Source organism: Rufibacter latericius, from assembly GCF_003721515.1.
GTDB classification, from domain to species: Bacteria; Bacteroidota; Bacteroidia; order Cytophagales; family Hymenobacteraceae; genus Nibribacter; species Nibribacter latericius.
The window spans coordinates 52,798-79,397 of sequence record NZ_RJJD01000002.1; the positions used below are offsets into that span (position 1 = coordinate 52,798).

The window sequence follows — 26,600 nt, forward strand, 5'->3', positions numbered from 1 at the left end:
AGCAGCCCTGAAACACTCACAAGAGAAGACCCAGACAAACGACAAACCCTTTTTACCATGAAAATCCTTGTCTTAGATAATTACGATTCTTTCACCTACAACCTGGTGCAGCTGCTTCGGGAACTAGGCTACGCCGAACAACTGGAAGTATTCCGCAACGATCAGATCACCCTGGAAGAGGTGGAGAAATATGACGTGATTTTACTTTCTCCGGGTCCTGGTGTGCCCAGCGAAGCCGGTATCATGCCCGCTCTCTTGAAAAAATACGCCCCAACCAAGCGCATCATGGGCGTTTGCTTAGGCCACCAAGCCATCGCAGAAGCGTTTGGGGCGGAGTTGTCTAACCTGAAAGAGGTATTCCATGGGGTGTCTTCCACCATGCGGGTGGTCAACAACAATGAGCCCATGTTCAAAGAGTTGCCATCTACCTTCAACGTAGCCCGTTACCATTCCTGGACCGTAGTGCCTGAGTCGGTGCCAAGTGAGTTGAAAATCACGGCGGTAGATGAGAACGGCGAGGTGATGGCGCTGCGCCACAGCCAGTATGACGTGTGTGGTGTGCAGTTTCACCCAGAGTCCATCCTGACGGATTACGGCAAAGACATGCTGCAGAACTGGTTGCTGAACCCTACCAAGCGCGTAAATCAATGGACAACCTTTGCGGCTTCCCTGATCCTATGAAACAGGTGCTGCAACAATTGATTGAACACAAGGCCCTCTCTAAAGATACTGCCAAACAGGTGCTCATCAACATTGGGCGGGGGCAATACAACACCAGCCAGATGGCTGCTTTCATGACCGTCTACCTCATGCGCAACATCACCGTGCATGAGCTGGAGGGTTTCCGGGAAGCCATGTTGGAACTCTGCCTGGTACCAGATTTGGGTACCGACCAGGTGATTGACCTCTGCGGCACGGGCGGCGACGGCAAAGATACCTTCAACATCTCCACGCTGGCTTCCTTTGTAGTGGCCGGGGCCGGGTACAAGGTGGCGAAACACGGCAATAACGGCGTTTCTTCTATCTGCGGCTCGTCAAACGTAATGGCGCACCTGGGCTACACCTTTACAAACGACAGCACGGTTCTTAAGTGCAAACTGGAAGCCGCCAATATTTGCTTTCTACACGCCCCGCTGTTTCACCCGGCCATGAAAGAAGTTGCGCCCATCCGGAAGGACCTAGGCGTAAAAACGTTCTTTAACATGCTGGGACCCATGATCAATCCGGCTAAACCGCATTTTCAGATGGTGGGGGTGTTCAGCCTGGAGTTGCTCCGGTTGTATACTTATCTGTACCAGCAGACCGGTAAACGTTTTGTGTTGCTGCACGCGTTAGACGGTTATGATGAGGTTTCCTTAACAGGACCTTTCAAAATAGTGACGCCGCAGGGCGAGCAGATTCTTCACCCCTCGGACTTAGGATTGCCTACTTACCAGGAAAGCGACTTGGCAGGAGGAGAAACCGTGGAGGAATCTGCGGCTATCTTCATGAACGTACTGGAAGGTCGGGGAACCGCTGCCCAACAGGATGCCGTGGTGGCGAACGCGGGCCTAGGCATTTACTGTGCCGATGAGCGCCTGACTTTACCAGAATCTATCCAGAAAGCCCGCCACTCGCTCAACAACGGCTTAGCCCTAAACTCTTTTCTAACCTTATTAGCGTAACGTCCCATATGTCATCCACCATCTTAGATAAGATCATCGCCCACAAACGCCAGGAAGTTGCCGACCGTAAAAGCTTGGTGCCAACTGCTTTGCTGGAGCGCAGCATTTATTTTTCTTCACAACCCGTGTCGCTCCGTAAATATGTGCAGCGCCCGGACCTGAACGGCATCATTGCCGAGTACAAGCGGAAGTCACCTTCCAAAGGTACCATCAACGCTTATGCTCCAGTGGAGCGCACCTCCATTGGGTACATGCAGGCGGGCGCCTCGGCTCTGTCAATCCTGACCGATGCTACTTTCTTCGGTGGCAAGAACGAGGACCTAACCACCGCGCGCAAATTCAATTTCTGCCCCATACTGCGGAAAGATTTCGTGGTGGAAGAGTACCAGATCCTGGAAGCCAAGTCCATCGGGGCCGATGCCATTTTGTTGATTGCGGGGGTCCTAACAAAAGAGGAAGTCAGCCAGTTGGCTCAGTTTGCACATTCGTTGGGCTTGGAGGTGTTGTTAGAGGTTCATAACCGCGAAGAACTGGAGCGCACCATCACCCCGCACGTAGACCTGATTGGCGTGAACAACCGTAACCTGCACGATTTCTCGGTTGATATCAAAACCTCCGTGGAACTGGCACCCTTTATCCCAAACGATTTTGTGAAAGTATCGGAGAGTGGATTGAGTGAGGCCGCCAGCATTCTGGAACTTCGCCAGCACGGTTATGAAGGCTTCCTGATGGGGGAGACCTTCATGCGCCAGAGTCGCCCGGAGAAAGCTTGCGCCGCATTTGTAGAGGAACTGAAGAAGCTGAATGTCATCAAAAGCCTTTCTTTTTCGGTTTAAGGCCGAATTCTTAAAAAGAGGCCTAAAGCAGTCGAGATTATCTCTTGATAGTTGAATTCATACCAGTCCTAAACGGACAGCCTAAATACAAAAAGAATGCCCTACCAGAACCTTAAGATAAAAGTTTGCGGCATGAAGTACAGCGAGAACATAACCGAGCTCCTGTTTCTTCAGCCAGATTACGTGGGGTTTATCTTTTACGAAAAGTCGCCCCGGTTCATCTCAACACAGGTGGACGTTTTCTCGTCGGTTTTCCCGAAGGGGACCCAAAAAGTAGGGGTGTTCGTGGACGAGGAAGCTTCCGTGATTCTGCAGAAAGTGACCGATCTTGGGTTAGGAATGGTGCAGTTACACGGGCATGAATCGCCAAAGGAGTGCCAGGAATTGAGAGAATCGGGACTCACGGTGATGAAGGCGTTCAGGGTAGGCGCTGGGTTTGACTTCTCGCAATTACAGGAATACGCGCCTAGCTGTGATTATTTCCTGTTTGATGCCAGCGGGGAAAACCCCGGTGGAAATGGGGTTCGGTTTAATTGGGAACTGCTAAAGGAGTACCAATTAGGAGTGCCTTTTTTCCTGAGCGGAGGCATTGACTTGGAGCACATCGCAGAGATAAAGGCCCTGCGTTTGCCTCAGCTGTATGGTTTGGATTTGAACAGCAAGTTTGAAATTCAGCCTGGCCTGAAGGACATCAACCGCCTGAAACAATTTTTTGAAGAGATTAAAGCATAAGCATTGTCATTAAAGGAGTTATAAAACAATTTGCCTGTTTTCTGGCTTCTGGATTTATACGAAATAGGAATGGAATACGGAGTTAATGAACGTGGCTATTATGGCCAATTTGGCGGGGCTTTCATCCCGGAAATGCTTTACCCCAATGTAGAGGAACTGCGGGAAAAGTATCTGACCATCATCCAGGAACCCGAGTTCCAGCAGGAAATGCAGGAGCTGCTCCGCGACTATGTGGGTCGGCCCACGCCGTTGTACCTGGCCAAGCGGCTTTCAGAACGGTACAACACCAAGATTTACCTCAAGCGGGAAGACCTGAACCATACCGGGGCCCACAAAATCAACAACACGGTGGGGCAAATCCTGCTGGCGAAACGTCTGGGCAAGAAACGCATCATCGCTGAGACCGGGGCCGGACAGCACGGCGTGGCCACCGCTACCGTTTGTGCCCTGGCTGGTCTGGAGTGCATTGTGTACATGGGCAAGATAGATACCGAGCGGCAACGACCCAACGTGGAGAAAATGCGCCTGCTGGGAGCTACAGTGGTGCCGGTGACCTCTGGTTCGCAGACGCTGAAAGATGCCACTAACGAGGCCATCCGGGACTGGATCAACCACCCCGAGGACACGCATTACATCATCGGCTCGGTAGTGGGTCCGCACCCGTACCCGGATATGGTGGCCCGTTTTCAGTCCGTTATTTCAGAAGAGATCAGAAAACAGTTGCTGGAGAAGGAAGGACGCGAGTTACCTGATTACGTGGTGGCCTGCGTGGGTGGTGGTTCTAATGCAGCCGGTGCCTTTTACCATTTCCTGGATGAACCTGAAGTGAAACTGATTGCGGTGGAGGCGGCAGGGCTGGGCGTAGACTCCGGCCATTCGGCGGCTACTTCAGTGCTGGGGAAAACCGGTATCATCCACGGAAGTAAAACCCTGCTCATGCAAACCGAAGACGGCCAGATCACCGAGCCTTATTCAATCTCCGCTGGCCTGGATTACCCCGGAGTGGGCCCTCAGCACGCCCATTTGGCGCAGACCGGCCGAGCCCGCTTCATCGCCATCACCGATGCCGATGCCATGGAAGCCCTGCGTGAGTTGAGCCGCCTGGAAGGCATCATTCCGGCCATTGAAAGCTCTCACGCCCTTGCAGCTTTGAAAGAAATCAAGGCTTGTCCCCAGGACGTTGTCGTTCTGAATTTATCTGGCCGCGGCGACAAAGACCTTAATACCATTCTTACTTACTTTGAACAACAAGATGGAGCACAATAGACTCACGCGCCTGTTTCGGGAGAAAAGCGGAAATCTACTCAACATTTACTTTACCGCCGGTTACCCCAAATTAGAAGACACCGTCACTATTCTGGAGGAGCTGGAAGCAGCCGGGGCAGACCTGGTAGAGATTGGAATGCCTTTCTCAGACCCGCTCGCCGATGGTCCCACTATTCAAGCCAGCAATCAGGTAGCACTGGAGAATGGCATGTCCATCAAGATGTTATTGCAACAACTGGCGCAAGTTAGGGAGAAGGTGACGTTACCTATTATCTTGATGGGTTACCTGAACCCGGTGATGCAGTATGGCTTTGAACGTTTCTGCGAAGACGCAGCTAAAGTAGGTGTGGACGGCCTCATCCTTCCTGATTTGCCTTTTGCCGAGTACGAAGAAGAGTACAAGCCCATCCTGGAGAAACACGGCCTCAGCCTCATTTTCCTCATCACGCCCCAGACCTCAGAGGACCGCATCCGGCAGATTGACGCGCTCACCAATTCATTTATTTACATGGTTTCCAGTGCCAGCACTACCGGAAGCCAGGTACAGACATCAGAAGCCCAGGAAGCGTATTTCTCCAAGGTGAAAAATCTGGGTTTGAAGAATCCTTTACTTATCGGGTTTGGGATTAGCGACAAGCCTTCGTTTGAAATGGCCTGCCTTTCGGCCCATGGAGCCATCATTGGTAGTGCTTTTATCAAAGCCTTGCAGCAACCACAGGAGGTGCGCCAAAACGTAAGATCGTTCCTGAAGACGCTCAGGAATTGATGTGAGAGGGAGAAGAGGCTGGCATTTAATCTGGGTAAACCCCTTTGACTTTGCTTTACCGCTTCTTTGAGCTAATCATTTCGCACTACTTAACTTAAAAAGATGCTCATTCAATTACAACAAGATATACGTCCCGAGGACAAAGCGGCCATTGTCAACAAGGCCAAAGAGCTGAAATACAAAACCACCGAAGTGGTGACCCAGGCGGGCCATTACCTGGTAGGCACCGGAAAAGCCGATTTTGATGTGCGCGCCATCGGGCATTTGCAGGGCATCAAAGACATCCACATTGTGTCGGATGATTATCGGCTGGTTTCCAGAAAATGGAAGGTAAACCCCACCGTCATTGATTTCGGAGACGGGCTGAAGGTGCAGGAGGGAGACCTGACCATCATGGCCGGACCCTGCTCCATTGAGAACGAAGACCAAATTGAGAAAACCATCCAGCACCTGGTGTCCCAGAACGTGCGCTTCATGCGCGGAGGCGTGTTCAAGCCGCGTTCCTCGCCGTATTCCTTCCGCGGGTTGGGGTTGGAAGGCCTTAAACTCTTCTATGACATGTGCCGCGCCCACGGCATCAAGATCGTGACCGAGGTGATGCAGGTGTCGCAGATTGCGCCTATGGAGCCGTACACCGATGTTTTCCAGGTGGGAGCCCGCAATACCCAAAACTTCAACCTACTTGATGAACTGGGCAAGGTAGACAAACCAATCCTGCTAAAGCGCGGCATCTCCGGTACCATTGACGAACTGTTGTACTCAGCAGAATACATCTTCTCGGGCGGAAACGAAAAGCTGATGCTTTGCGAACGAGGCATCAGAACCTACGAAACCGCTAGTCGAAACACCCTTGACCTGAACGCCATCCCCATCCTCAAAGAAAAGACGCACTTACCTGTGATTGTGGATCCTTCTCACGGAATCGGAATACGGGAATATGTGGAGCCCATGGCTTTGGCCGCTATCATGGCTGGCGCCGACGGCATCATCTACGAAACCCACGAGAAACCCGAGGAAGCGGCGTCTGATGGGGCGCAAACCCTCAGCTTCAATGAGTCTGAGCGCCTGATTCAAAAGATGAGAAAGACTTTCGCGCTTCGGAAAGAACTGGTGTAAACTGAACTTGGTTGGACCCCATGTTGGGTGGTTGGCATTTATTTTAAGGCCATTTTACAAAAAGTAGCCCAAAAGCAAGCAAAGGGAAGGATGGATTTATCTTGGTCAAATAAATAGCTGCTGCCAATAGTTTATTTATCAAACCTGAAGGAAAAGTTGTTTTCGCCAAGTTGTTGCTTACTTGATGATTACCATCAGATAACCGGAAAGAGAAATAAAACCGAGGTGTTTTGGTGCATCTTTTTTGAAAAAGGTCAGTATATGGTACCAAAGAAGAATGCAGGAAGGAAGAATCAATAAAGCTCTTTCCACTTGTCTTTCACTTAGAAGTTAAATAAGTATAAAATTTCTTGTGAATATTAGAGAGGTTTTATATATTCGAATCAGTTATGAAAACATTTGCCCTATCTCTCATTATTGTCAATTGCCAACCGTACGCGAAACGTACCGGAGCAGGAACGATATGGGCTGATTTCAAATGATCTAAATTAGCGATTAACAAAATCCCATATGAAGCCTGGCTCCGGAAAACGGAACCAGGCTTTTTTTATATACCCAAAGCCATGTATCAGCAACAGTATCATCAGTACAGCATCAGGGAACAACAAACCTGGAACATCTTGTACACCAAACGCGCAGAAGCACTTTCTGCCGTGGTCTCTGCGCCCTTTTGGGAAGGAGTAAACGCACTGGAACTGAAGGCTTATTTTATTCCCGAGTTCCAGAAAGTGAACTTCCACCTGAGGCAGTTCACTGAATGGGAATTGGTGGCAGTAGAAGAGCCCTTGCGGCCCCGGCAGGTGTTGAGCAGATGGGCCAAACAGAAGTTTCCGGCCATCACCTCGTTGCGCCCTCACGCTGACACCGATCTGCGCCTGCAAGGAGGCCAAGACCTGTTCCAGGATGTTTTCGGTCTATTACCCTGGATTTTACAGCCTGAGGTGGCTGATTTTATGCAGCGTTTAGGCCAATTGTCTTTACAGCACAAAGATCCAGCCGCAACAGATTTGTTATGGCGCCTGGCGCAGCACTTGTTGGGCAACGGCCTCCTGCGTGATGCCAGCGGCAATGTGACTTTGTTCGGAGCAAACTTAATCTCCAATGCCCCAGAAGCCGCAAAAGCCTTGAAAAGCGAGAACGCCTGGCACCCCATTGGCTTAGAGGAAATCTTGGCGCAACCTTACAAAACAGGGGAAAAGCCAGAGGTCTATTTTGTTCTGGAAAGCTTCTCAGACTTAACCCGTTTGGTGGAGCAACTGGAGAAAGAAGGCTTACCAGTTGTGGAGATTCCTGCCCACTGGCAAATGATGGCAAGTTAATTTTATAGTTTACCCATAGACCAAAAAAGGTTGGAATTACCGCGCTTCGCTCTTCTTGTAAGAACGGAGGACGGTAATCCCAACCTTTTACTTTTAAACCCTTAAAGGTTTTTTTAAAGAAAGTAATACTAGAGAACGTCTTTCAGCACCTCCCACACGTTGCTGGCAAGGATTTTTTGGCCTGCGGCGGTGGGGTGAACACCATCGGGTTGGTTGAGGGAACGAACTCCACCCACGCCTTCCAGCAGGAATGGCACCAAGGCCATGTTGTTCTCGTTGGCCAGTTCCCTGAAAATCACCCGGAACTCACCTGCGTATTTTCCGCCCATATTAGGAGGGACCTCCATACCGGCCATGACTAGTTTGGCATTTGGGTATTTGGCTTTCACCTTATCTACGATAGCCTGTAGGTTCTTTTTGGTTTCGGAGGGCGGGATCCCGCGGAGTCCATCATTGGCGCCTAATTCCAGCACAAACACATCCACGGGTTGGCGCAAGAGCCAATCGATTCGGTTTTTACCTCCCGCCGAGGTTTCTCCGCTTAAGCCCGCGTTAATGGCTTTGTAGGGTAGATCCAGCGAATCTATTTTTTTCTGGATCAGGGCGGGGAAAGATTCCGAAGGATTCAAGCCATAGCCGGCCGTGAGGCTATTGCCAAAGAAGAGGATGTTTTTCATAGTTTCGGGCGCCTTTTTAGCTGCTTCTTTTTTTGCCTGGGCTTCGTCTTGGGCATCTCCGTTCCCGGAGCAACCCACCGCCAGCAAGGCAAGGAGCAAGAGGTAGATGAATGAATGCTTATACATGGTTAATGGTTTCTTGTTCACCTGCAAAGAAAGTACTTATAACTTGTTTCAGACGTTTGAGGTTTAAACAAAGGAATTTAAATCCTGTTCTGTAATTTTCCGTTGGCTTTAACAGCCGTAAACCAAATTCCTTTAAACCACCAACTTGCCCGTGACTCCTATTCTGCGCATCCAGGACCTGACTAAAACCTATCAAAGTACCGGCCAAACCCTTACGGTATTGGACAACATCAACTTTACGGTGGAGGAAGGCTCCACCGTTGCCTTAGTAGGCCCATCCGGAAGCGGAAAAACCACCTTGCTGGGCCTATGTGCAGGGTTGGATAGGTCTACCTCAGGGCTAGTGGAACTGAACGGCATCCGGCTGGATACCCTCAACGAAGATGCGCGGGCTCAGGTCAGAAACCAGCACGTAGGGTTTATCTTCCAGAACTTCCAGTTGCTGCCCACGCTAACTGCCCTGGAAAACGTGATGGTACCGCTGGAATTGCGGGGCGAAAAGCACATCAAACAACAGGCGTTGGAACTTCTGGGCAAAGTAGGCCTAGCCGATCGGTCGCACCACTATCCGGCCCAACTCTCGGGTGGGGAGCAGCAGCGCGTGTCCCTGGCCCGGGCCTTCTCGAACAAACCCAAGATCCTTTTCGCCGATGAACCCACCGGGAACCTGGATGCCGAGACCAGCGAGAAAGTAGTGAAGCTCATCTTTGACCTGAACCGGGAAGCCGGAACTACCCTGGTTCTGGTGACCCATGATGCGGAACTGGCTACCAGAACCCAGCGCATTCTGCGCATGAAAGGTGGAAAACTGCTCTCAGACGAGTTGACCGGCCTTCCTCAAATGGAGATCCGGAGAGAGGGCAATCTTTAAAAGAGACAGGTTCATTCCCTAAAAGAACTTTCCCTAATACGGCCTTCACCCGAAAAAATCTTATAGTAAATTTCGCTTTGGTTTAAAAAGGTAGGCATTTACAAAAAGCAGCCCCAAAACACCATGAACAAACTCAATTTTCCGTGGCTGATGCAAATGGCCTGGCGCGACAGTCGCCGGAACCGCTCACGGTTGTTTCTTTTCATATCCTCCATCATCCTGGGCATCGCGGCTTTAGTGGCCATTTTCTCGTTTGGCTACAACCTGCGCGCCGATATAGATAACCAAGCCAAGGAAATGATAGGGGCTGATCTGGTGATTACCAGCAACCGGCCCGTAGACCCCAAGATGCTTCCCCTGCTAGATTCCCTAGGCAACCGCCGGTCAAGGGAGCGGAGCTTTGCCTCCATGATCCTGTTCCCTAAAAGCCAGGGCACCCGCCTGGTGCAGATCAGGGCGCTGGAAGGGCAGTTCCCATATTACGGCTCCCTGGAAACGGTACCTGCGGCGGCCGCGCAAAGCTTCCGGAATGGACAACAGGCCCTGGTAGACAAAACCCTCATGCTGCAGTTCGATGCCCGTGTGGGAGATTCCATTAAGGTAGGGGAGGTCACCTTCCAAATTGCCGGTATCCTGAACAAAGCACCCGGGCAGACGGGCATCTCAGCTACTGTGGCCCCGGCGGTCTACATTCCCCTCAGATACTTACCCCAAACCGGTCTGGAGCAGAAGGGCAGTCGCATCAATTACCTGTTCTACTACAAGTTCCCGGCGAAAGAAGATGTCAAAAAGTTGGTGGATCGTTTAGAGCCCCGTTTGGAAAAAGAGGCCCTAAACACCGAAACCATTGAGACCCAGCGCGAGGACATGGGTCGCTCGTTTAAAGACCTGACCAGCTTTTTAGCCTTGGTGGGTTTTATTGCATTGCTGTTAGGAAGCATTGGGGTGGCCAGTGCCATCCACGTGTACATCAGGGAAAAACTACGCTCTATTGCTATTCTGCGGTGCATGGGCGTGAGCGGAACCCAGGCTTTCCTGATTTATCTGATCCAGATCCTGGGCATAGGTTTATTGGGGTCTATCATTGGAGCGGCCCTGGGAACGGTGGTGCAACAGCTTTTGCCCCAGGTGCTGGCTGATCTGCTGCCGGTAGAGATCACCGTAGGTATTTCGTGGCTGGCCATCTTCCAGGGAATTGGGTTAGGACTGATTATTTCGCTTCTCTTCGCTTTGTTACCGCTGGTGAGCATCCGGAACGTGTCACCGTTGAATACGCTGCGCCTTTCGCTGGAGAGCACCAGTCTGTTCAAAGATCCTCTGAAATGGGGCGTGTATGCACTTATTCTGCTGTTCATCTTCGGGTTCACGTATTTGCAGACCGAGAAATGGAAAGAGGCCGCTTATTTCACCTTGGGGGTATTGGTAGGGTTTTTGGTGCTGGCGGGCATAGCTTGGGCATTGATGTGGTCGGTGCGGCGGTTCTTCCCGGAGTCGTTGAGTTATATTTGGCGGCAGGGACTGGCCAACCTTTTCCGGCCCAACAACCAGACCCTCATCCTCATTGTCTCCATTGGGCTGGGCACCGCCTTCATCAGTACGCTGTACTTCGTGCAAACCATTCTGCTTAACCAAGTCACTTTGTCGGCGAGCGAGAACCAGCCCAACATGGTGTTGTTTGATATCCAAGGCGGACAGCGAACGGCAGTTGCCCAACTCACCAAACAGCAAGGCTTGCCGGTGCTGGACGAGGTACCCATCGTGACCATGCGCATTGAGGAAATCAACGGCAGAACGGCTGAGCAGGTAAAGGAAGACAGTACCTTAGGTGTGTCGCCGAGGGCTTTCCAACGCGAAATCAGGTCTACCTTCAGGGGCAAACTTACGGATTCCGAGAAGATCATTGACGGCACCTGGCAGGGGAAAGTAGCTTCGGCACAAGACACCATCTATGTCTCCTTAGATGACCGGTACGCCGAGTGGATCAAGGTGAAAGTAGGTGACGAGATTGTGTTCAACGTGCAGGGCGCGCTCATTCCCACGGTGGTGGGCAGCCTACGAGAAGTGGATTGGAACCGTATTCAGACCAACTTCAGAGTGGTGTTCCCCGAAGGGGTTTTGGAGGCGGCCCCGCAGTTCCATGTGCTCATCACCCGTGTACCTTCTGCCCAAGCTTCTGCTAGATTCCAGCAGGCGGTGGTGCGGCAATTCCCTAACATCTCCATCATTGACCTGGAACTGATCTTAAGCGTAATGGACGAGTTGCTGGACAAGATCGGGTTTGTGATCCGGTTTATGGCGGCGTTCAGCATCATCACGGGCCTGGTGGTGCTCATCTCTTCGGTGCTCATCAGCAAGTACCAGCGCATGCAGGAAAGTGTGCTGCTGCGCACCTTGGGGGCTAACCGGAACCAGATCTTTGCCATCACGGCTCTGGAATACTTCTTTTTAGGCGCACTAGCCGCTGGTACCGGCATAGTCCTGTCATTGGCCGGTAGCTGGGCATTGGCTAAGTTTTCATTCGAGACCAGTTTTACCCCACAAGTTTGGCCGGTGGTCATCCTCTTCCTTTTAATTTCCGGCTTAACCGTGATTATTGGTTTGTTCAACAGCCGGGCGGTAGTAAACCAATCGCCACTGGAAGTGCTTCGCGCCGAGGGATAAAATGATCTAATGTTTAGGGGCTGTATTAAGTAAAGCAGCCCCTAAACACTGAATCTTTGCCAGAGGAAGAACAGACGACTCTTATCCCTTAACCTCGATTGTTTCAGTGATATTTTCTGAAAAAGAGGCTTAAATCAGGTATACCAATTCCCTGCTTCTAAAATTCTTATCCTTTCTTGTGGGCCGGCACGACCACCTGGTACCAGACTTCACTGTTCTTTCCCTGCTTTTTGGTGTAAGCTACCAGCACATTGGCGCTGGCTAATCCAAGAATGACGGGGTGCGTGGCACTGGTGGTATCTGACGTAAGAAAAGTTTGCCGCACTGGTTTCCCAACCGCATTCCTTACCTGTAGCCCGATTCTGGAGGAAAAGTTACCGGAGTTAGGAACTTGCTCGTCCCATACTAAGGCCAATTGATTTTCCCCGAAACTGGTTAATTGCGGATGTTTGGCCGAGGCTAGGCTGCTCACAGCTTCTCGCGGAGCGAAGGGGGTATTTTCCTTTTTATGGCTGTAGAAGACCCCACTTCCACCTCCCATGGTGTACCAGGCGGCGTGCAATCCTTGCTGGTTCCAGGCCAGGGTAGGACCGGTGTGAGGACACCCTTTGATGGCCCAGTTATCTAAACTGATGCGCTCCCGCGGCGCAAACGTTTTTCCATTATCAGAGGATACCAGGTGCATCATGTCCCGTATGCTGTCGTTGAGGATGGCTCGGTACGCGGTGTGCAGTTTTCCGGTCCCGTCCAAGAACAGATCGGTGCGGCAGCATTGGCAGAGTTGCTGGTCAATTACTTTTTCATAGGTGAAGCCCTGGCGCCCCCCAGTGGAGGAGAAGTAAAGCGAGGAACCTTCTTTGGGAGTGTTTTTGCGGGAATCGAGCCAAACCGCGGCAATCTCGCCGGTGGGCAGCACGGCCATGTCAAAGTACCGCTCGTCAATGCTGTTCTCGGCATCCTGGGCTAATTGCTTTGCCGCGGTCCAGGTCTTGCCTCCGTCAAACGATTGGGTGTATTTCACCAGTCCCGCATAGCTGTTCTCAGGGTTGGGGTTCTGGACCGCAAACATGGCCAGGATGTCTCCATTGGGTTTGAAAAGCAATTTAGACAGGTTTTCGTCATGCGGGTAAACGCCCGCGGAGGTTGGAATGGCCGCCGGCTCCCCGAAGCTCCTGCCCCCATCAGTGGAGCGGGCGTACATTAGCAGGTGATTTCCCAAGGTATCCTGGGCCTGCACCCAGCATAGTACCGGGTTCCCTTTGTGGTCAGAAGTCAGGTAAGGGCAGGAGGCTTTCCTTTGCGCCATAGAGATTCTCTTCTCACCCGTCCCTGATTGGGTGGAATTCTGTCGACAACCTATCAGCAGGGAAAAGGAGATGAATAAAAGGAAAGAAGTAAAAAGTAATTTCATGTATAGTTCAAATGAAGTCAGCACTTGGTTTAGGAATAAGATAAATGGTAAAACCGTTTACGGGCTGTTTTATAAAAAGAGGGCCTAAGACTTAGTACATAAATACTTAGGCTGTTTTGTTTTAAGTAGAAGGACAGGTTATTTGCCTGCGTAAGTAAACTGGTAGCCAAGACCTACATTGAAGGTGCGGGGTATCCCTTGGCGGTAGCTTTTGCCATAGGAGTACTTGTCAACCGTGGTAGCGTAGAGTTGATCTGACAGGTTCACGGCATTTACCCAAGCCTCAAATCCTCTGAAAGCATACCCAACTCTGACGTTGAACAGGTCATACCCGTTGTAATATTCGGTGTTGGAAGGATCCATATAGTATTTGCCTACGTGCTGCCACTCCAGGCTCAGCCGCAATCCTTTGGCGAAAGCGGGTTTGTAGGTCACCTCGGCGTTCCCGATGAAGCGGGGGGCGGTAGCCATTTCGTTGCGGGAGTAGTTGGCGCCCATTTCAACGTAGTCAATAAACCAATGTCGGGCGTTGGTGCCCGATACTCTGAATGATAGTTCCTCTACAGGTGAGTATTGAAGGGTGTATTCCACGCCCCGGTGCCGGGTACGGCCTGCATTCTGGTTTTGATAGGTTCCGTCATCCAGCCTTACCGAGATAATTTCATTCGTTCCTTCCATTTGGTAGAAGCTCAGATCCAAATAGGCCTGGTGTTGCAGGAAACTCCACCAGCCGCCCGCCTCATAGCTGCGGTAATCAGAAGATTTGAGGGTGGGGACCTGGACGCCGCGGTACAGGTCTGTGATTTGCGGCGGGGCAAAACCCAGGCTATAGTTGGCGTACACACCTTTGCTTCGGCCTAAGTCATAGGTCAGGCCCAGTTTGGGGGAAAGTTGCTCATAGCCGTTCTTTTCATCTGGGGCTCCGGTGAAGGAGGAAGGTGGCAGGTAATTGTCAAAAGCATAGTCTAAGCGGTCGTACCGCAGGGCTCCCGTCAGTTTCAGGCGATCTATTGGAGAGACCTCAGCTTGCAGGTAGGCAGCGGTGTTAAGCAGGTCCACTTTGTAATGGGTGAGCAGCGAATCTTCTCGAGTGAAGCCCGTGTACGTGCCCTCCTCATTCCGGTCAACGTCAATGAAATGGGCGGTGTAGGTAGCCGGGCTGTAATCTGCACTAAGCCCTGCGGTGAGGCTGGCGTTCAGAAATAAGAAGGCTTTCCGGTGCTGCGCGATAAACCCGTAACTGGAAAAAGCATCATCATTGATCTCGCCCCTCGCTTTCAAAGGATTTTCCCGAACGTCTGAGATGGCATAGAACGGGTTCTGCCCGATGGAGTTCCGGCGTACAAACAAGGTCGCTTGCGTGTGGTTTGCAGAGTCCCAGGCGTGCTCCAGGGTACTCCGCACGCGCAGGGCTTTTACCTGCCGGTAGGTAAAGGTGTGTGGACTGCTGTATTCCTTCTGGAAGAAGCGGGTGCTGTCTAAGCCGCCGGTCTGGTCGGTTTTATAGTCTACCAAAGTGGCCGAAGAAACCAACTTGCTGCGGGGACTAAGGCGATAATCGGCCCGAAGGGTAAAGGCCAGTTTATTAAAGTCGCTGTGGCTGATGATGCCGTCACGCTGGGCCGCATAGTACCCGCCGGCGTAAATGCCCACCTTGCCTACGGTGCCGGAGGCGCTGAAATCGGTGCGACGGTACCCTTGGTTGCTGGTTTCAACCTGGATTTTACCGGTCGGAACCGAAGCAGGGGCTTGAGTAATAAAATTGACGGCCCCGCCGATGGCCTCGCTCCCGTACAACGACGAAGCCGGCCCTCGGATGACCTCAATGTTTTTCAAGGCCGCCATGTTGATTTCAATAAGGGCATTGTGGTTAAAGTCGCCGGAGGTCCGGATGGGAATTCCGTCTTCCAGGTACAGGAAAAGGCTTTTGTACCCGATGGGTTGCCGAATGGCCATGGTGTGCTGTTCATTACCCAGGTTCACCATGTACACGCCGCTCACTTTGTTCATGACCTGGTCCAGGGTGGTGGCTTTGGTCTCATGAAGGACTTGGCTGGAGATGGTGCTAATGGCCACAGGAGCCTCAGTACGAACCTGGGCGGCCCGGCTCGCCGAGACCACTACCTGATTTACCTGATGGGGTGAGGGTTGTAATTGGGCCAACAGGCTGGAACCTGTCACCGGAAGCTGCAAAGCCGTGTACCCCAGGTAGGAGATGAGCACAGATTCAGGTTGGTTTTTGGCCGACAAGGTGAAGCTACCGTCCGGCCCCGATGTGGTGCCCGAGGAACCCTGATTCAGTTGAATGGAGGCGCCCACCAGGGCCTCTTTGGTATACGCATCCACTACCCGGCCTTTCAGAGTAAATTGGCAATGGGCATAGTGCGCCAGCATCAGGAAAAACAGGATGCCGGTAAGTTTCTTTTGCATAGCAAAGGCTTTACAGAATAGAAAAAAGAAGAAATACAGAACCAACCCACAAAAGGTAGGGTACCGTTTACCGCTTCGGCTGGTTAGCCGAAGGTACTTTTATGCTATGCTGCCTTTTGCGGCGGGTGAAAGATAATATAGCGTACACCCGCCGGTATGCCGGCCGTTAGGGAAGAAATCAGGAACGGTTGTTCCTTTAAATAGAGGTGGGTAATGCGGGTAAAGGGCTGGTAAAAAAGGATAAGGTCTGAGCTCTGCTTGGTTTGCTTGTTAGACGAAGGCGTCTCGGTTTGCTCTGCTTTTTTGAGGTTCTTTTTCAGGTAACACTTCCCGTGGCACTGCATTTTGGGCTTCTCCCGGTTAATGCACAGTACTTGGGCGATGTAGCTTTTATTTGCTTGGTAATCAAGAACAATCATCAATTTGCTGAACACCTGGATCAGCATTATGGTCAAAAGCAATATGGTAATACATCTCTTCAAACGGCAAAAGCAAGGCGTAAAGGTAATTACATGACGTCATTAATTCTAATAAAGGTAAGTGCTGGATTTAAGCCCAAAAAGCAAAACAAAACCCTTCAAGAACTCCCTTACCCACAACAAATCCCTAAAAGGAGGTTTGTCCTTTTAAGCCTGATTTCAGAAAAGTAGGTGTAAACCTTACTTGTAACCTAGTACGGAGTTTATTTGAAAAAAGCAGCCTCTAATATTTTAACCCGATTTTCTGGTAAATAAAACTGAGCAGCCACACCGGCCCGATGAGCAGGAACTGAAGGTCTTTGAGAAAGGAGGGTTTCTTTCCCTCAATTTTGTGCCCGATGAATTGCCCCACCCAGGCTACCACAAAAATGAGGAGGCATAAGGCCCAGAGCGGAAGTCGTTGCACCTGGTCTAGTTGATAGACAATCCAGAGGAAGAAGGAGGTGACCAGGATCATGCCCAAGGCTAGGCTAGGCGAAAGGGCCACGTAGTAGATCATGCACAGGAGCACAAACAAGATTCCCCAGTTGAAGATAAATGGAAGGTTCTCCAGAAACGCAGGGACGGGAATGGACCAGATCAAGCCCACCAAACTGATCATGATGGCCGGAACGCAGATCCAGTGGATGAGTTTATTGGTGCCGTTGCGGTGGCTCTCGGCGTACTCGTCAAGCAATTGATGAATGGCAGGCATACCTCTTTTTTACTTCAAGATACAAAATCATACACAGGAAGTAAATAGGGGAAATAACTGGAAAAGGGGTGGTCTATAGTCGGTACCCAAAGAAGGGCAGGAGGTAAACGGAAGTTCTTTTGAGGGAACAAGCCCGGTCAGTTTATCTCCTTATATCCTGCTGCTTCTTAAGGTATTCTTGAATCACAGTTTTAAGGCTGCTTTTAGAAAAAGGGATTGAAAACGACCTCTGTTCTTTAGCGGCCCTGTATTGAACCTGTTTTCTGAAAAGTAAGCTTAAATCGAAAAATTAAAGACCTGATTTTGGTGGAACGGTGTGGTTTTTGCCAACCATAGGCTAATTCCTTACTTTTAGGTGATTTTACATTCCAAGATAACATGAAGAAAACCCCAATAGCTATATCGGCGATTGTACTGGCTTCCCTGCTTGCAGGAAGTTGTACAAAGAAAACCGTCCCCGCCTCTAAGGCTATGATGCCCGGCGAAGCCAGTGTGGTCAAAAACCAGGAACTAGGTCCTGTAAGCCAGGTTTCGCCTCCGCAGGTAATCGCAGGTGATTCCGCCTTCAACTACGTCTCTGAACAGTTTGCCGATCTAAGAATTCTGCGCTACCGGGTGCCGGGGTTCGAAGACCTTTCGGCTAAGCAGAAAGAGTTGCTGTACTACCTGTACGAGGCTGCTTTGTCGGGGAGGGACATCATCTATGACCAGAACTACAAGCATAACCTGCGCATCCGCCGCACCCTGGATGCCCTGGTTCAGAACAAACGCGACCGCTCCACCTCGCCCGACTGGGAGAAGTTCATGGAGTACACCAAGCGCGTGTGGTTCTCCAACGGCATCCATCACCATTACTCGGCTAACAAGATCATGCCCGGGTTCAGCAAGGAGTACCTGGCCGCCTCCATCCGGAAAGTTCCTGCCGCTAATTTGCCTTTAAAGCAAGGAGAGAACGTAGAGGCTTTCATCCAATGGCTCACGCCTATTTTGTTTGACCCCGCTCTAGATGCTAAACAGACAAACAAAGCCGCAGGCCAGGATCTGATCAAAACTTCGGCGGTGAACTTTTACGAAGGCCTAACCCAGAAAGAGGTCGAGGCCTTCTACGCCAAGAAAGACAACAAGAATGACCCGCGTCCCATCTCGCACGGACTCAACTCCAAAGTGGTGAAGGAAAACGGTCAGGTGGTGGAGAAAACCTGGAAAGTTGGCGGCATGTACGGGCCGGCCATTGAACGCATTGTATTCTGGCTTGACAAGGCCGCAACCGTAGCCGAAAACGACCAGCAGCGGCTCGCTCTCCAGAAACTGTCGGAATACTACCGCACCGGCGACCTGAAGGTGTTTGACGAATATAACATTGCCTGGGTTAAAGACACCAACTCCAAAATTGATGTGGTAAACGGTTTCATCGAGGTCTACGATGACCCCATCGGGATTAAAGGGTCTTTTGAATCTGTCGTGTCTTTCCGCGACGAGGAAGCTACCAAGCGCATCAAAGCCATCGGGGACCAAGCCCAGTGGTTCGAGGACAATTCGCCCTTGCTGCCGCAGCACAAGAAAAAGAACGTAGTAGGCATCACCGCTAAAGTGATCACCACCGTGGTGGAAAGCGGCGATGCAGCCCCGGCCACACCTATCGGGATCAACTTGCCCAATGCTAACTGGATCAGAAAGGAGCAAGGTTCTAAATCGGTGAACCTGGGTAACATCGTGCACGCCTACAATGAATCGGCGAACACCGGCGGAAGCGCCTTGGGTGAGTTTGCCTTCAGCCAGGAGGAAATTGACCGCGCCAAGAAGTTCGGCTCCCTGGCCAGTGACCTGCACACCGATATGCACGAGGTAATCGGGCACGCCTCAGGGCAGATCAACCCGGGTGTGGGCACGCCCAAACAGACCCTGAAAAACTACGCCAGCACCATGGAAGAAGGCCGCGCCGATCTAGTGGCCCTGTACTACGTGATGGACCCTAAACTAGTGGAAATAGGCGTGATGCCTTCCCTGGAGGTGGGCAAAGCCGAATACGACGGCTACATCCGGAACGGATTGATGACGCAGCTCTCGCGTCTGGCTCCCGGTGAGAAGATTGAGGAAGACCACATGCGAAACCGCCAGATGGTAGCCGCCTGGGCCTTTGAGAAAGGGAAGAAGGATAACGTCATTGAGCGCGTGACTCGCCAGGGCAAAACCTACTTTAAGATCAACGATTACGCTAAGCTGCGGGAATTATTTGGTCAGTTGCTACGCGAAACCCAGCGCATTACTTCTGAGGGAGACTTCAAGGCTGCTGAGAAACTGGTGGAAACCTACGGAGTGAACGTAGACAAAACCCTGCACCAGGAAGTCTTGCAACGGTATAGCAAACTCAACATTGCCCCGTACCAAGGCTTCATCCAGCCTAAACTTACCCCCGTGGTGAAAGACGGCAAAGTCGTAGATGTGCTGTTGGTATACCCCAACAACTTTACCCAGCAGATGCTGGAATTCGGGGAGATTTACAACCTGTTGCCCCACTATAATTAAGCAAGGCTCTTTAGGCACTAAATTCCTAAAACGGCCCTAAAACAGAAAATGCCTGATCTATCTCAGGCATTTTCTGTTTTAGGGCCGTTTTGTTCAAAAGAATGTTAAAACGTATTTCAGTGGGGTTTCCTATTTTTTTATACCGCTTACGGAAAGATTAACGCACCTTCAATACTTGTTTTCGGGGATGATCTCAGCCAGTAAGACGCGGGAAGTGACCAGTAACTGACCTACATGGCGTTGGGTGTGTTCTGCGGCATGAAAGAGCAACCCGGCTACGGTGGAGGGTACTTGGGCCCGACCTACGCCTCTGGTTTCGTACAGGGTTCCTGGGTCGGTGTTTTTGAGCTGGTTCACGGCCTTGCCTACTTGGTCTCTAAATGCCTGCACTAATTCCTGAACTGAAATTTCTGTCTGGGGTTTTCCTTCTGCCTGAAGGTAGGCCATGGCTTCTGGTGATAATGTTTGGGCGCGGGCGTAGGTGAAGAGCCGGTCCAAAACGCCGGTGAGGTGCTGAAGGTGGAAACCAACGGAGGCTACTCCGGCAGGTTTTTCCCAAAGCAGGTGATCTGGGAACTGGGTGAGGTGTTGGCTAACTTCTTCCTGTGCCTGAAACAACGCATGGGCTACCGGTTGCAAGGGTGCAGGGACATTGGGCAGGGGGCCTCTGAGCCAGACTTCCAGTTTCTTTTCTTTTTCCATATAGGTAGAGGATTTTGGTGTAAAACAGAAATGCCCGACCAAACGGCCGGGCATTTCTTCTATTCAAGGACTCTTACTCCGTTACTGGATGAAGAGACGGAACTCAGCGCGACGGTTTCTCGCACGTCCTGCGTTCGTGGTGTTTGGTGCCACTGGACGCTCTTCCCCGAATCCTTCGGTGATGATACGGTCAGAAGCTACGCCTTTGGTGTTGGTCAGGTAAGACTTAGCGGCATCAGCTCTGCGAACTGAAAGCTCTTGGTTGTACTCGTTTGAACCAATGTGGTCAGCGTGGCCAGAGATACGCAGGTTGTAGTGCGGATATTTAGACAACATGGTTGACATTCTGTCCAGAGTTGGGTAAGAGGTTCTCTTCAGAACGGCTCTGTTGAACTCAAACTCAATCTTAGGAACACGGGCCATGTACGTGCTGTCTTCCACATCTAAGCCTGGGCAACCCATGTTAGCGGCAGTACCAGCAACATCTGGGCAACGGTCTACGTCATCGTTTACACCGTCATTGTCACGGTCAACTACTACTGGGCAACCGCTGGCGTCTACACGAGTACCGGCTGGTGTGTTAGGGCAAGTGTCGTTTTTGTCAGCAACACCGTCACCGTCCGCATCTGGACAGCCTCTGGTAGCTACTGGTCCGGCTTGGTCTGGGCACTCATCTTCTGAGTCACGTACACCATCACCGTCTTTGTCAGGGCATCCTTCCAGGGCAGCAGTACCGGCCTCAGTAGGACACTTGTCTTGGTAATCTGGAACACCGTCACCGTCCCCGTCTAATGGGCAACCTGTTTTGTCAACCTGTACGCCGGCTGGGGTGTCAGGACACTTGTCACGACGATCAGAAACACCGTCACCGTCTGTGTCAGTGGCTTTTCCTAACCCAAAGGTCAAACCAAACTGGTGCTGTAGGTAGCGGTCGTTCAACTCATCCTCTGATGCTGGGTTGGATACCCCGTCCAACATGTTAGTGGTAGGGTAGTTGAGGGTAGTCTGCGCAAACAGGCTAATTCCTTCGGTGATTTTGAAACCGATACCGGCGCCACCAAAGTAGTTCATGCGCAGTTGGCCTTCGTCATACTTGGTTTCACCCACTCCGCCCGGAGAACCAGCGGCGGGTACTGGCAGGTAAGCCTCTACGCTAGCGTAGTGTGCCCCTATACCACCAATCAGGTACGGCTGCAGGAAGGCAGTTTCGCTCAGGATCTTGCCGTTGTTCAACTTAAGTTTCAAACCTAAGTTAGCAGTTCCTACTTCGTTGTCGAATCTTCCGGGACCGAACCCGGTTACGTTGTATGTAACGTTGTTGGCATCCTGCTTCATGTTGAAGTAGTTCAACTGCAAGGCCACATCAAACGAAGGAGAGAGGAAGCGGTTGATACCTAAACCTCCGCCCCAAGACGAGTTGCTCATGTCCCAGATATCATTTCTGATGTTAGTCCGGGCCTGAATCGCGTTGGCGTAAATGGATAACCCCCAAGGCCTGTCTGCCGACTGGGCTATTGTTTCTGATGGAGCAACCATAGACAGCAGCCACGCGCCGAGTACAGAAGCTTTAAGTAGTGTTTTTTTCATAGTTTTAAAGAGTAGTAATATAGTATTCTGCACATATTTACAGGATTTACGCTAAAATGTTGCCTTAAATGAATAAAAAGGAATTTTAATATTAGTTAACACCCAAAAAGTCAGACGTTTAATTTTTACAAAAGTTCTAATTATGCTACTGAGAATGACATATTAAACGGGTACATGGCTTTTAATATAAAAATCGGCATGAAATAATTTTAAGAAAAGATTATAAAAAAAGGAGAGCGGTTGGCTCTCCTTTTTTTATGAATTGCTTTTATCAATTTACACATTGAAACGGAAGTGCATGATGTCACCATCTTGTACCACGTAATCTTTGCCTTCAAGGGCCATTTTACCGGCTTCCTTTATCTTGGTTTCGGTCTTGTATTCCATATAATCTTTGAGCTTGATTACCTCTGCTCTAATGAAGCCCTTCTCAAAGTCGGTGTGGATGACACCGGCCGCCTGAGGTGCTTTCCAGCCTTTCCGTATAGTCCAGGCCCGTACTTCTTTTACTCCGGCGGTGAAATACGTAACAAGGTCCAGTAAAGCATAAGAAGCCCTGATCAGCTGGTTCAAACCAGATTCGGTTAAGCCGTATTCAGCCAGGAACATTTCCTTTTCCTCGGGCTCGGTGAAATCAGCGATCTGCTCCTCAATGGCGGCGGAAATAACCACAACCTGAGCGTTCTCATCTTTCACGTGCTCCTTTAAGGCATCCAGGAACTTGTTCCCCGTCTGGATAGATCCCTCGTCCACGTTGGCCACATAAATTACGGGCTTGATGGTGAGCAACTGCAGGTCTTCTACAGACTCCAGGTCTTCGGGGGTGTAATCCAGGGAGCGGGCGTTCTTACCACTTTCCAGGTGGTCTTTGAAGCGCTGCAAGCTAGCGAATTCCTTTTTGGCCTTAGCATCACCAGACTTGGCGGTACGCTCCACTTTGGCTATTTTCTTGTCAATGGACTCCAGGTCTTTGATCTGAAGCTCGGTGTCAATCACGTCTTTGTCAAACACCGGGTCCACGCCGCCGGCTACGTGCACAATGTTGGGATCGTCAAAGCAGCGTACCACGTGGATGATGGCATCCACTTCCCGGATGTTGGCCAGGAACTTGTTGCCTAACCCTTCGCCTTTACTGGCGCCCTTTACCAGGCCGGCAATGTCAACGAACTCCATTACAGTAGGCAGTACCCGCTCTGGGTGCACCAATTCTTCCAGAATCTGCAGGCGTTCATCTGGAACGGTAATCACGCCCACGTTGGGTTCAATGGTGCAGAAAGGATAATTAGCCGATTCGGCTTTGGCGTTTGACAAGGCATTGAACAGCGTAGATTTACCTACGTTTGGCAAACCCACTATTCCACAACGAAGTCCCATATGATTAAGATTGGTCTAAATTCAAGGTTGATGTTTGTGCCTCCAGTGTAACCTCTTTAAAGCCTTGGGGCTGGTTTTTGGAAGCGGGTGCAAATATACGTAATCCTTAGGGTACTACCGCCTAAATCATCAAAGCCTTCAGATAAGGAGAGAATAGCTCGTTTTTGGGTTAGTTTAAAGCCATGTGGTTTAATTGTAGAGTAGCTTATCAAGGGGTAAAAGGGGAAAAGCTTATTTTAGGGTCGTTTTCTGAAATACACCCACAAAACGCATCCAAAATCGTAAGGTAAAAGCTGAACTGAGTTTGAAGATTCGGAGGTGACACTTATGCCAAGATCTACAAAGCACCCTTCAGCGGCCTCTTAAAGGAAGGAGAAAATGTTGACTATAATGGAAAAGGAGTAGCAGCTCTAATCTCTGACTTACAAAGAAAGCAGCCTCACCGGTAGCTTTGGGATTATAGCCAATTGATTTACCACCTATAAATATTACTACCAAAGAAATAATACAAACCATGGAAAATAGAAAATTAGGAACCAAAGGGTTAACTGTGTCAGCACTGGGATTGGGGTGCATGGGCATGTCTGACTTCTACAGTAACCGCGATGATCAGGAATCAATTGCCACCATCCATCACGCCCTGGACCTGGGTGTCACCTTCCTGGACACCGCCGACATGTACGGGGTAGGTGCCAACGAAGAATTGGTGGGCAAAGCCATCAGATACAAGCGGGACCAGGTGGTACTGGCTACCAAGTTCGGGAACGTGCGGGACGAGAGCGGCGCTTTTCTGGGCATCAACGGAACGCCAGAATACGTGAAGAAAGCCTGTGAAGCCAGCCTGAAACGTTTAGGTGTAGATTACATAGATTTGTATTACCAACACCGGGTAGACAAACAGACACCCATAGAAGAAACCGTAGGTGCCATGGCCGAACTGGTGAAAGAAGGGAAGGTGCGGTACTTAGGCCTGTCAGAAGCCTCGGCGGCGACCCTCGCCAAAGCGCATCAAGTGCATCCCATCAGTGCGCTGCAGACAGAGTATTCGCTTTGGAGCCGCGATGTGGAGGATGAGATTCTGCCCGCTTGCCGTGAGCTAGGCATCGGGTTTGTGCCTTATAGCCCCCTTGGACGTGGGTTCCTGACGGGCCAATTCAAAACTCTGGAAGATATTCCGGAAGACGATTACCGCAGGCATTCGCCCCGCTTTCAAGGGGAGAACTTCCAGAAGAACCTGGACTTGGTACAGAAGATTGAAGACATGGCCAGAAACAAAGGGTGTTCTGCTTCGCAGTTGGCTTTGGCGTGGCTCCTGGCCCAGGGAGAAGAAATCGTCCCAATTCCGGGCACCAAAAGAAGGAAATACTTAGATGAAAACGTAGGGGCTCTTCAAGTGTCCCTGTCTAAGGATGAATTAGCCGACATTGAAGCCATCGCGCCGAAAGGGGTGGCGGCAGGTCTACGCTACGCGGCTCCACAGATGGGCAACTTAAACGTCTAAATTCAGGCCTTTTCGGTTAACACGTAAGAGCCGTTAAGATTATCCTTCCTGAAACAAGAACAGAAGAACAGCCTTGGTGTCTTTGCCGGTCTAACCCTAACAAAACACATAGGCTGCTCTTCTGTTTTAGGTTAAAACACCGTCCCACCAAACGTTTAATTCACCATGCCCGAAGGACCTCAGATGGTTTTCCTGAAAGAACAAGCGGAACAATTTATTGGTCAACTTGTGCTGGAAGTTAAAGGTAAAACGAAGAACGTTCCTTTTGACTTGATCATGGGGCAGGAATTAACCGAGATCAAGACCTTTGGCAAAGAGATTCTTTTTTGCTTTCAAGGAGCTGTAATCCGGGTGCACCTGATGTTTTTCGGAAAATACGCCATAAACGGAGAAGTAAACCGGCCGCTAGAATTAGGGTTTTCTTTTGAAGACGGCGACCTAAACTTTTATGCCTGCGACTGCCGGTTCATCCAGGACGCCTTAAATACAGTGTATGACTGGCGTGCGGATGTGATGAACGAATCCTTCGACCCTGAAAAAGCCTTAGAAAAACTTCAACGACAACCCACCCAGCTTATCTGCGATGCCATCCTGGATCAGAGTATTCTGGCAGGAGTAGGGAATGGAATCAAGAACGAAGTTTTGTTCCGGACCCGCCTGCACCCCGAGAGCCAGGTTGATCACATACCAGAACCGATCTTAAAAAGCCTTATTCAGGAATGTTTCTTGCAAAGCTTCAGATACCTGGACAGCAAACGGGAGGGAACCGTTAAAGAACACTGGCTCGTGTACCAGCAGAAAGAATGCCCCAGAGACCACATTCCTTTACGCAAGGAGAAAATAGGGAAGGGACAGCGGTCAGGATACTTTTGTGAGAAGTGCCAGGTTTTGTATCATCCAGCCATTTTCTAGTTACCTAAGAAGCACTTAAAGATAAAGAAGGTAGAAATCCTTTCAGTAAATGGCCGAAAAACCTAGGAACAACGGTTGGGGATCCTGCGCGACACAAGTTCGCAGCCTGAATTCATTTACCTACGCTACGGGACAAAAGCTTTAAGGCTATTTTGGTGAAAACAGCTTCAAAATGGGTAAGGAATAAAAAAAGCTCACGCGAGGCATGAGCTTGAGGAGAATTGAGGAGGGGTTATTCCCACTTCAGTTCTTCATCCACCGCAGCTTCTGAGGGAGCATGTTCTAAACGCTCAAGTTCCGCCAGTGCCTCTTCAGACAATAACTCACCTTTTACATGGTTAACGGTATCCTGCAACGCTTCCATGAACTTGGCAAAGTCTTCTTTGTACAAGAAAATCTTGTGCTTCTCGTAAGAGTAGTTGTCGTCCTTAAATTTTCTTTTGCTCTCAGTGATTGTAAGATAGTAATCATTGGAGCGGGTTGATTTCACATCAAAGAAATAGGTGCGCTTTCCTGCCCTTACTCTCTGCGAGTAGATTTCTGCTTTGTCGTTGTTCTCTTCCACCATAACTTGAAGGTTCCTTATTTATTTGAAGTAGCCAATTTAAAGCAACAGATTCACATCTAAAAATTTTTAAGATTAAATTTAATAGTTAAATTAGAATGTACTAATGTTTGTTTAGGACAAACTTACATGAGAATAAAACAAATCTTCTTTCTACCGAGTTTACTTCCATGTTCCAGTTCCGGCTGAATAGTACTTCAGAAAGGAAAGCCATCTTCTTTGCTTCGGCTCATAAAAGCATTAAGCCACCACCATTTAACGCGATAATCGTTAGGGACTTACTTCAGGACCTTCCACTTCTCAGATGCACTCGTATGTGTGGGTACATAATCAAGATGATGGCTGCAGCGTTGAGGTATGATAAATGATAACCTGTGCCGGAGAT

Annotated in this window: 22 protein-coding genes; 13 read left to right on the plus strand and 9 right to left on the minus strand. The window is 50.2% G+C overall.

What is annotated here, in order from left to right:
* Positions 1-57 precede the first annotated feature (57 nt).
* The 8 genes from EFB08_RS04150 to EFB08_RS04185 all read left to right on the plus strand — a co-directional run bounded on the left by EFB08_RS04150 (position 58) and on the right by EFB08_RS04185 (position 7,699).
* On the plus strand, positions 58-681 hold the full coding sequence (locus EFB08_RS04150) for an anthranilate synthase component II (protein ID WP_123125680.1): 624 nt from the start codon (positions 58-60) through the stop codon (positions 679-681).
* On the plus strand, positions 678-1,664 hold the full coding sequence (gene trpD, locus EFB08_RS04155; RefSeq protein ID WP_123125681.1) for an anthranilate phosphoribosyltransferase: 987 nt from the start codon (positions 678-680) through the stop codon (positions 1,662-1,664). The genes EFB08_RS04150 and trpD overlap by 4 nt, the downstream gene beginning before the upstream one ends.
* A gap of 8 nt (positions 1,665-1,672) precedes the next feature.
* Positions 1,673-2,500: an indole-3-glycerol phosphate synthase TrpC gene (gene trpC / locus EFB08_RS04160; protein ID WP_123125682.1), complete on the plus strand. Its 828-nt coding sequence runs from the start codon at positions 1,673-1,675 to the stop codon at positions 2,498-2,500.
* Between the two features lie 96 nt (positions 2,501-2,596).
* Positions 2,597-3,232 (plus strand): phosphoribosylanthranilate isomerase, encoded by a 636-nt coding sequence (locus tag EFB08_RS04165; RefSeq protein WP_123125683.1) that lies wholly within the window; start codon positions 2,597-2,599, stop codon positions 3,230-3,232.
* A 69-nt stretch (positions 3,233-3,301) separates the two neighbouring features.
* Positions 3,302-4,498, plus strand: a complete 1,197-nt coding sequence (gene trpB, locus EFB08_RS04170) for a tryptophan synthase subunit beta (RefSeq protein ID WP_123125953.1) — start codon at positions 3,302-3,304, stop codon at positions 4,496-4,498.
* A complete protein-coding gene (trpA, locus tag EFB08_RS04175; protein WP_123125684.1) occupies positions 4,485-5,264 on the plus strand; it encodes a tryptophan synthase subunit alpha in 780 nt (259 codons plus the stop codon). Before trpB ends, trpA begins: the two co-directional genes overlap by 14 nt.
* 102 nt (positions 5,265-5,366) lie before the next feature.
* Positions 5,367-6,380 (plus strand): 3-deoxy-7-phosphoheptulonate synthase, encoded by a 1,014-nt coding sequence (gene aroF, locus EFB08_RS04180; protein ID WP_123125685.1) that lies wholly within the window; start codon positions 5,367-5,369, stop codon positions 6,378-6,380.
* Positions 6,381-6,943: 563 nt separating this feature from the next.
* Positions 6,944-7,699, plus strand: coding sequence for a hypothetical protein (locus tag EFB08_RS04185; protein WP_123125686.1), 756 nt, complete (start codon positions 6,944-6,946; stop codon positions 7,697-7,699).
* Positions 7,700-7,827: 128 nt separating this feature from the next.
* Here EFB08_RS04185 and EFB08_RS04190 read toward each other — a convergent pair whose 3' ends face one another.
* Positions 7,828-8,502: an arylesterase gene (locus EFB08_RS04190; RefSeq protein WP_123125954.1), complete on the minus strand. Its 675-nt coding sequence runs from the start codon at positions 8,500-8,502 to the stop codon at positions 7,828-7,830.
* A gap of 151 nt (positions 8,503-8,653) precedes the next feature.
* Between EFB08_RS04190 and EFB08_RS04195 the strand changes: the two genes are divergently transcribed.
* Together EFB08_RS04195 and EFB08_RS04200 are read left to right on the plus strand one after the other, a co-directional pair.
* Entirely contained in the window at positions 8,654-9,373 is a 720-nt protein-coding gene (locus EFB08_RS04195; protein ID WP_123125955.1) for an ABC transporter ATP-binding protein, read from the plus strand.
* Positions 9,374-9,496: 123 nt separating this feature from the next.
* On the plus strand, positions 9,497-12,034 hold the full coding sequence (locus tag EFB08_RS04200; protein WP_123125687.1) for an ABC transporter permease: 2,538 nt from the start codon (positions 9,497-9,499) through the stop codon (positions 12,032-12,034).
* Between the two features lie 166 nt (positions 12,035-12,200).
* Here EFB08_RS04200 and EFB08_RS04205 read toward each other — a convergent pair whose 3' ends face one another.
* The 4 genes from EFB08_RS04205 to EFB08_RS04220 form a co-directional block, all read right to left on the minus strand.
* Positions 12,201-13,340 (minus strand): sialidase family protein, encoded by a 1,140-nt coding sequence (locus EFB08_RS04205; RefSeq protein ID WP_165864794.1) that lies wholly within the window; start codon positions 13,338-13,340, stop codon positions 12,201-12,203.
* Between the two features lie 243 nt (positions 13,341-13,583).
* Positions 13,584-15,875 carry a TonB-dependent receptor gene (locus tag EFB08_RS04210; protein WP_123125956.1) on the minus strand — a complete coding sequence of 764 codons (2,292 nt, stop codon included), beginning with the start codon at positions 15,873-15,875 and terminating at the stop codon, positions 13,584-13,586.
* Between the two features lie 104 nt (positions 15,876-15,979).
* A complete protein-coding gene (locus EFB08_RS04215) occupies positions 15,980-16,330 on the minus strand; it encodes a hypothetical protein (protein WP_125077644.1) in 351 nt (116 codons plus the stop codon).
* Positions 16,331-16,577: 247 nt separating this feature from the next.
* Entirely contained in the window at positions 16,578-17,048 is a 471-nt protein-coding gene (locus EFB08_RS04220) for an Mpo1 family 2-hydroxy fatty acid dioxygenase (RefSeq protein ID WP_123125690.1), read from the minus strand.
* A 378-nt stretch (positions 17,049-17,426) separates the two neighbouring features.
* Between EFB08_RS04220 and EFB08_RS04225 the strand changes: the two genes are divergently transcribed.
* The gene (locus EFB08_RS04225; protein ID WP_123125691.1) at positions 17,427-19,574 is read left to right on the plus strand and encodes a dipeptidyl-peptidase 3 family protein; all 2,148 of its coding nucleotides are present in this window, start codon (positions 17,427-17,429) and stop codon (positions 19,572-19,574) included.
* A gap of 168 nt (positions 19,575-19,742) precedes the next feature.
* On the opposite strand, the gene EFB08_RS04230 is transcribed toward EFB08_RS04225, so the two are convergent.
* The 3 genes from EFB08_RS04230 to ychF all read right to left on the minus strand — a co-directional run bounded on the left by EFB08_RS04230 (position 19,743) and on the right by ychF (position 23,237).
* Positions 19,743-20,276, minus strand: coding sequence for a DinB family protein (locus EFB08_RS04230; RefSeq protein ID WP_123125692.1), 534 nt, complete (start codon positions 20,274-20,276; stop codon positions 19,743-19,745).
* 81 nt (positions 20,277-20,357) lie between these two features.
* The gene (locus EFB08_RS23965; RefSeq protein WP_317125580.1) at positions 20,358-21,863 is read right to left on the minus strand and encodes an OmpA family protein; all 1,506 of its coding nucleotides are present in this window, start codon (positions 21,861-21,863) and stop codon (positions 20,358-20,360) included.
* A 276-nt stretch (positions 21,864-22,139) separates the two neighbouring features.
* Complete coding sequence (gene ychF / locus EFB08_RS04240; protein ID WP_123125693.1) at positions 22,140-23,237, minus strand: redox-regulated ATPase YchF; 1,098 nt, start codon at positions 23,235-23,237, stop codon at positions 22,140-22,142.
* Positions 23,238-23,751: 514 nt separating this feature from the next.
* On the opposite strand from ychF, the gene EFB08_RS04245 reads away from it, so the two are divergent.
* Both EFB08_RS04245 and EFB08_RS04250 read left to right on the plus strand, forming a co-directional pair.
* The gene (locus EFB08_RS04245; protein WP_123125694.1) at positions 23,752-24,738 is read left to right on the plus strand and encodes an aldo/keto reductase; all 987 of its coding nucleotides are present in this window, start codon (positions 23,752-23,754) and stop codon (positions 24,736-24,738) included.
* A 165-nt stretch (positions 24,739-24,903) separates the two neighbouring features.
* Entirely contained in the window at positions 24,904-25,650 is a 747-nt protein-coding gene (locus tag EFB08_RS04250) for an endonuclease (protein ID WP_123125695.1), read from the plus strand.
* A gap of 232 nt (positions 25,651-25,882) precedes the next feature.
* Here the strand turns inward: EFB08_RS04250 and EFB08_RS04255 are convergent, their stop codons facing one another.
* Positions 25,883-26,215 carry a DUF3276 family protein gene (locus EFB08_RS04255; protein WP_123125958.1) on the minus strand — a complete coding sequence of 111 codons (333 nt, stop codon included), beginning with the start codon at positions 26,213-26,215 and terminating at the stop codon, positions 25,883-25,885.
* Between the last annotated feature and the right edge of the window lie 385 nt (positions 26,216-26,600).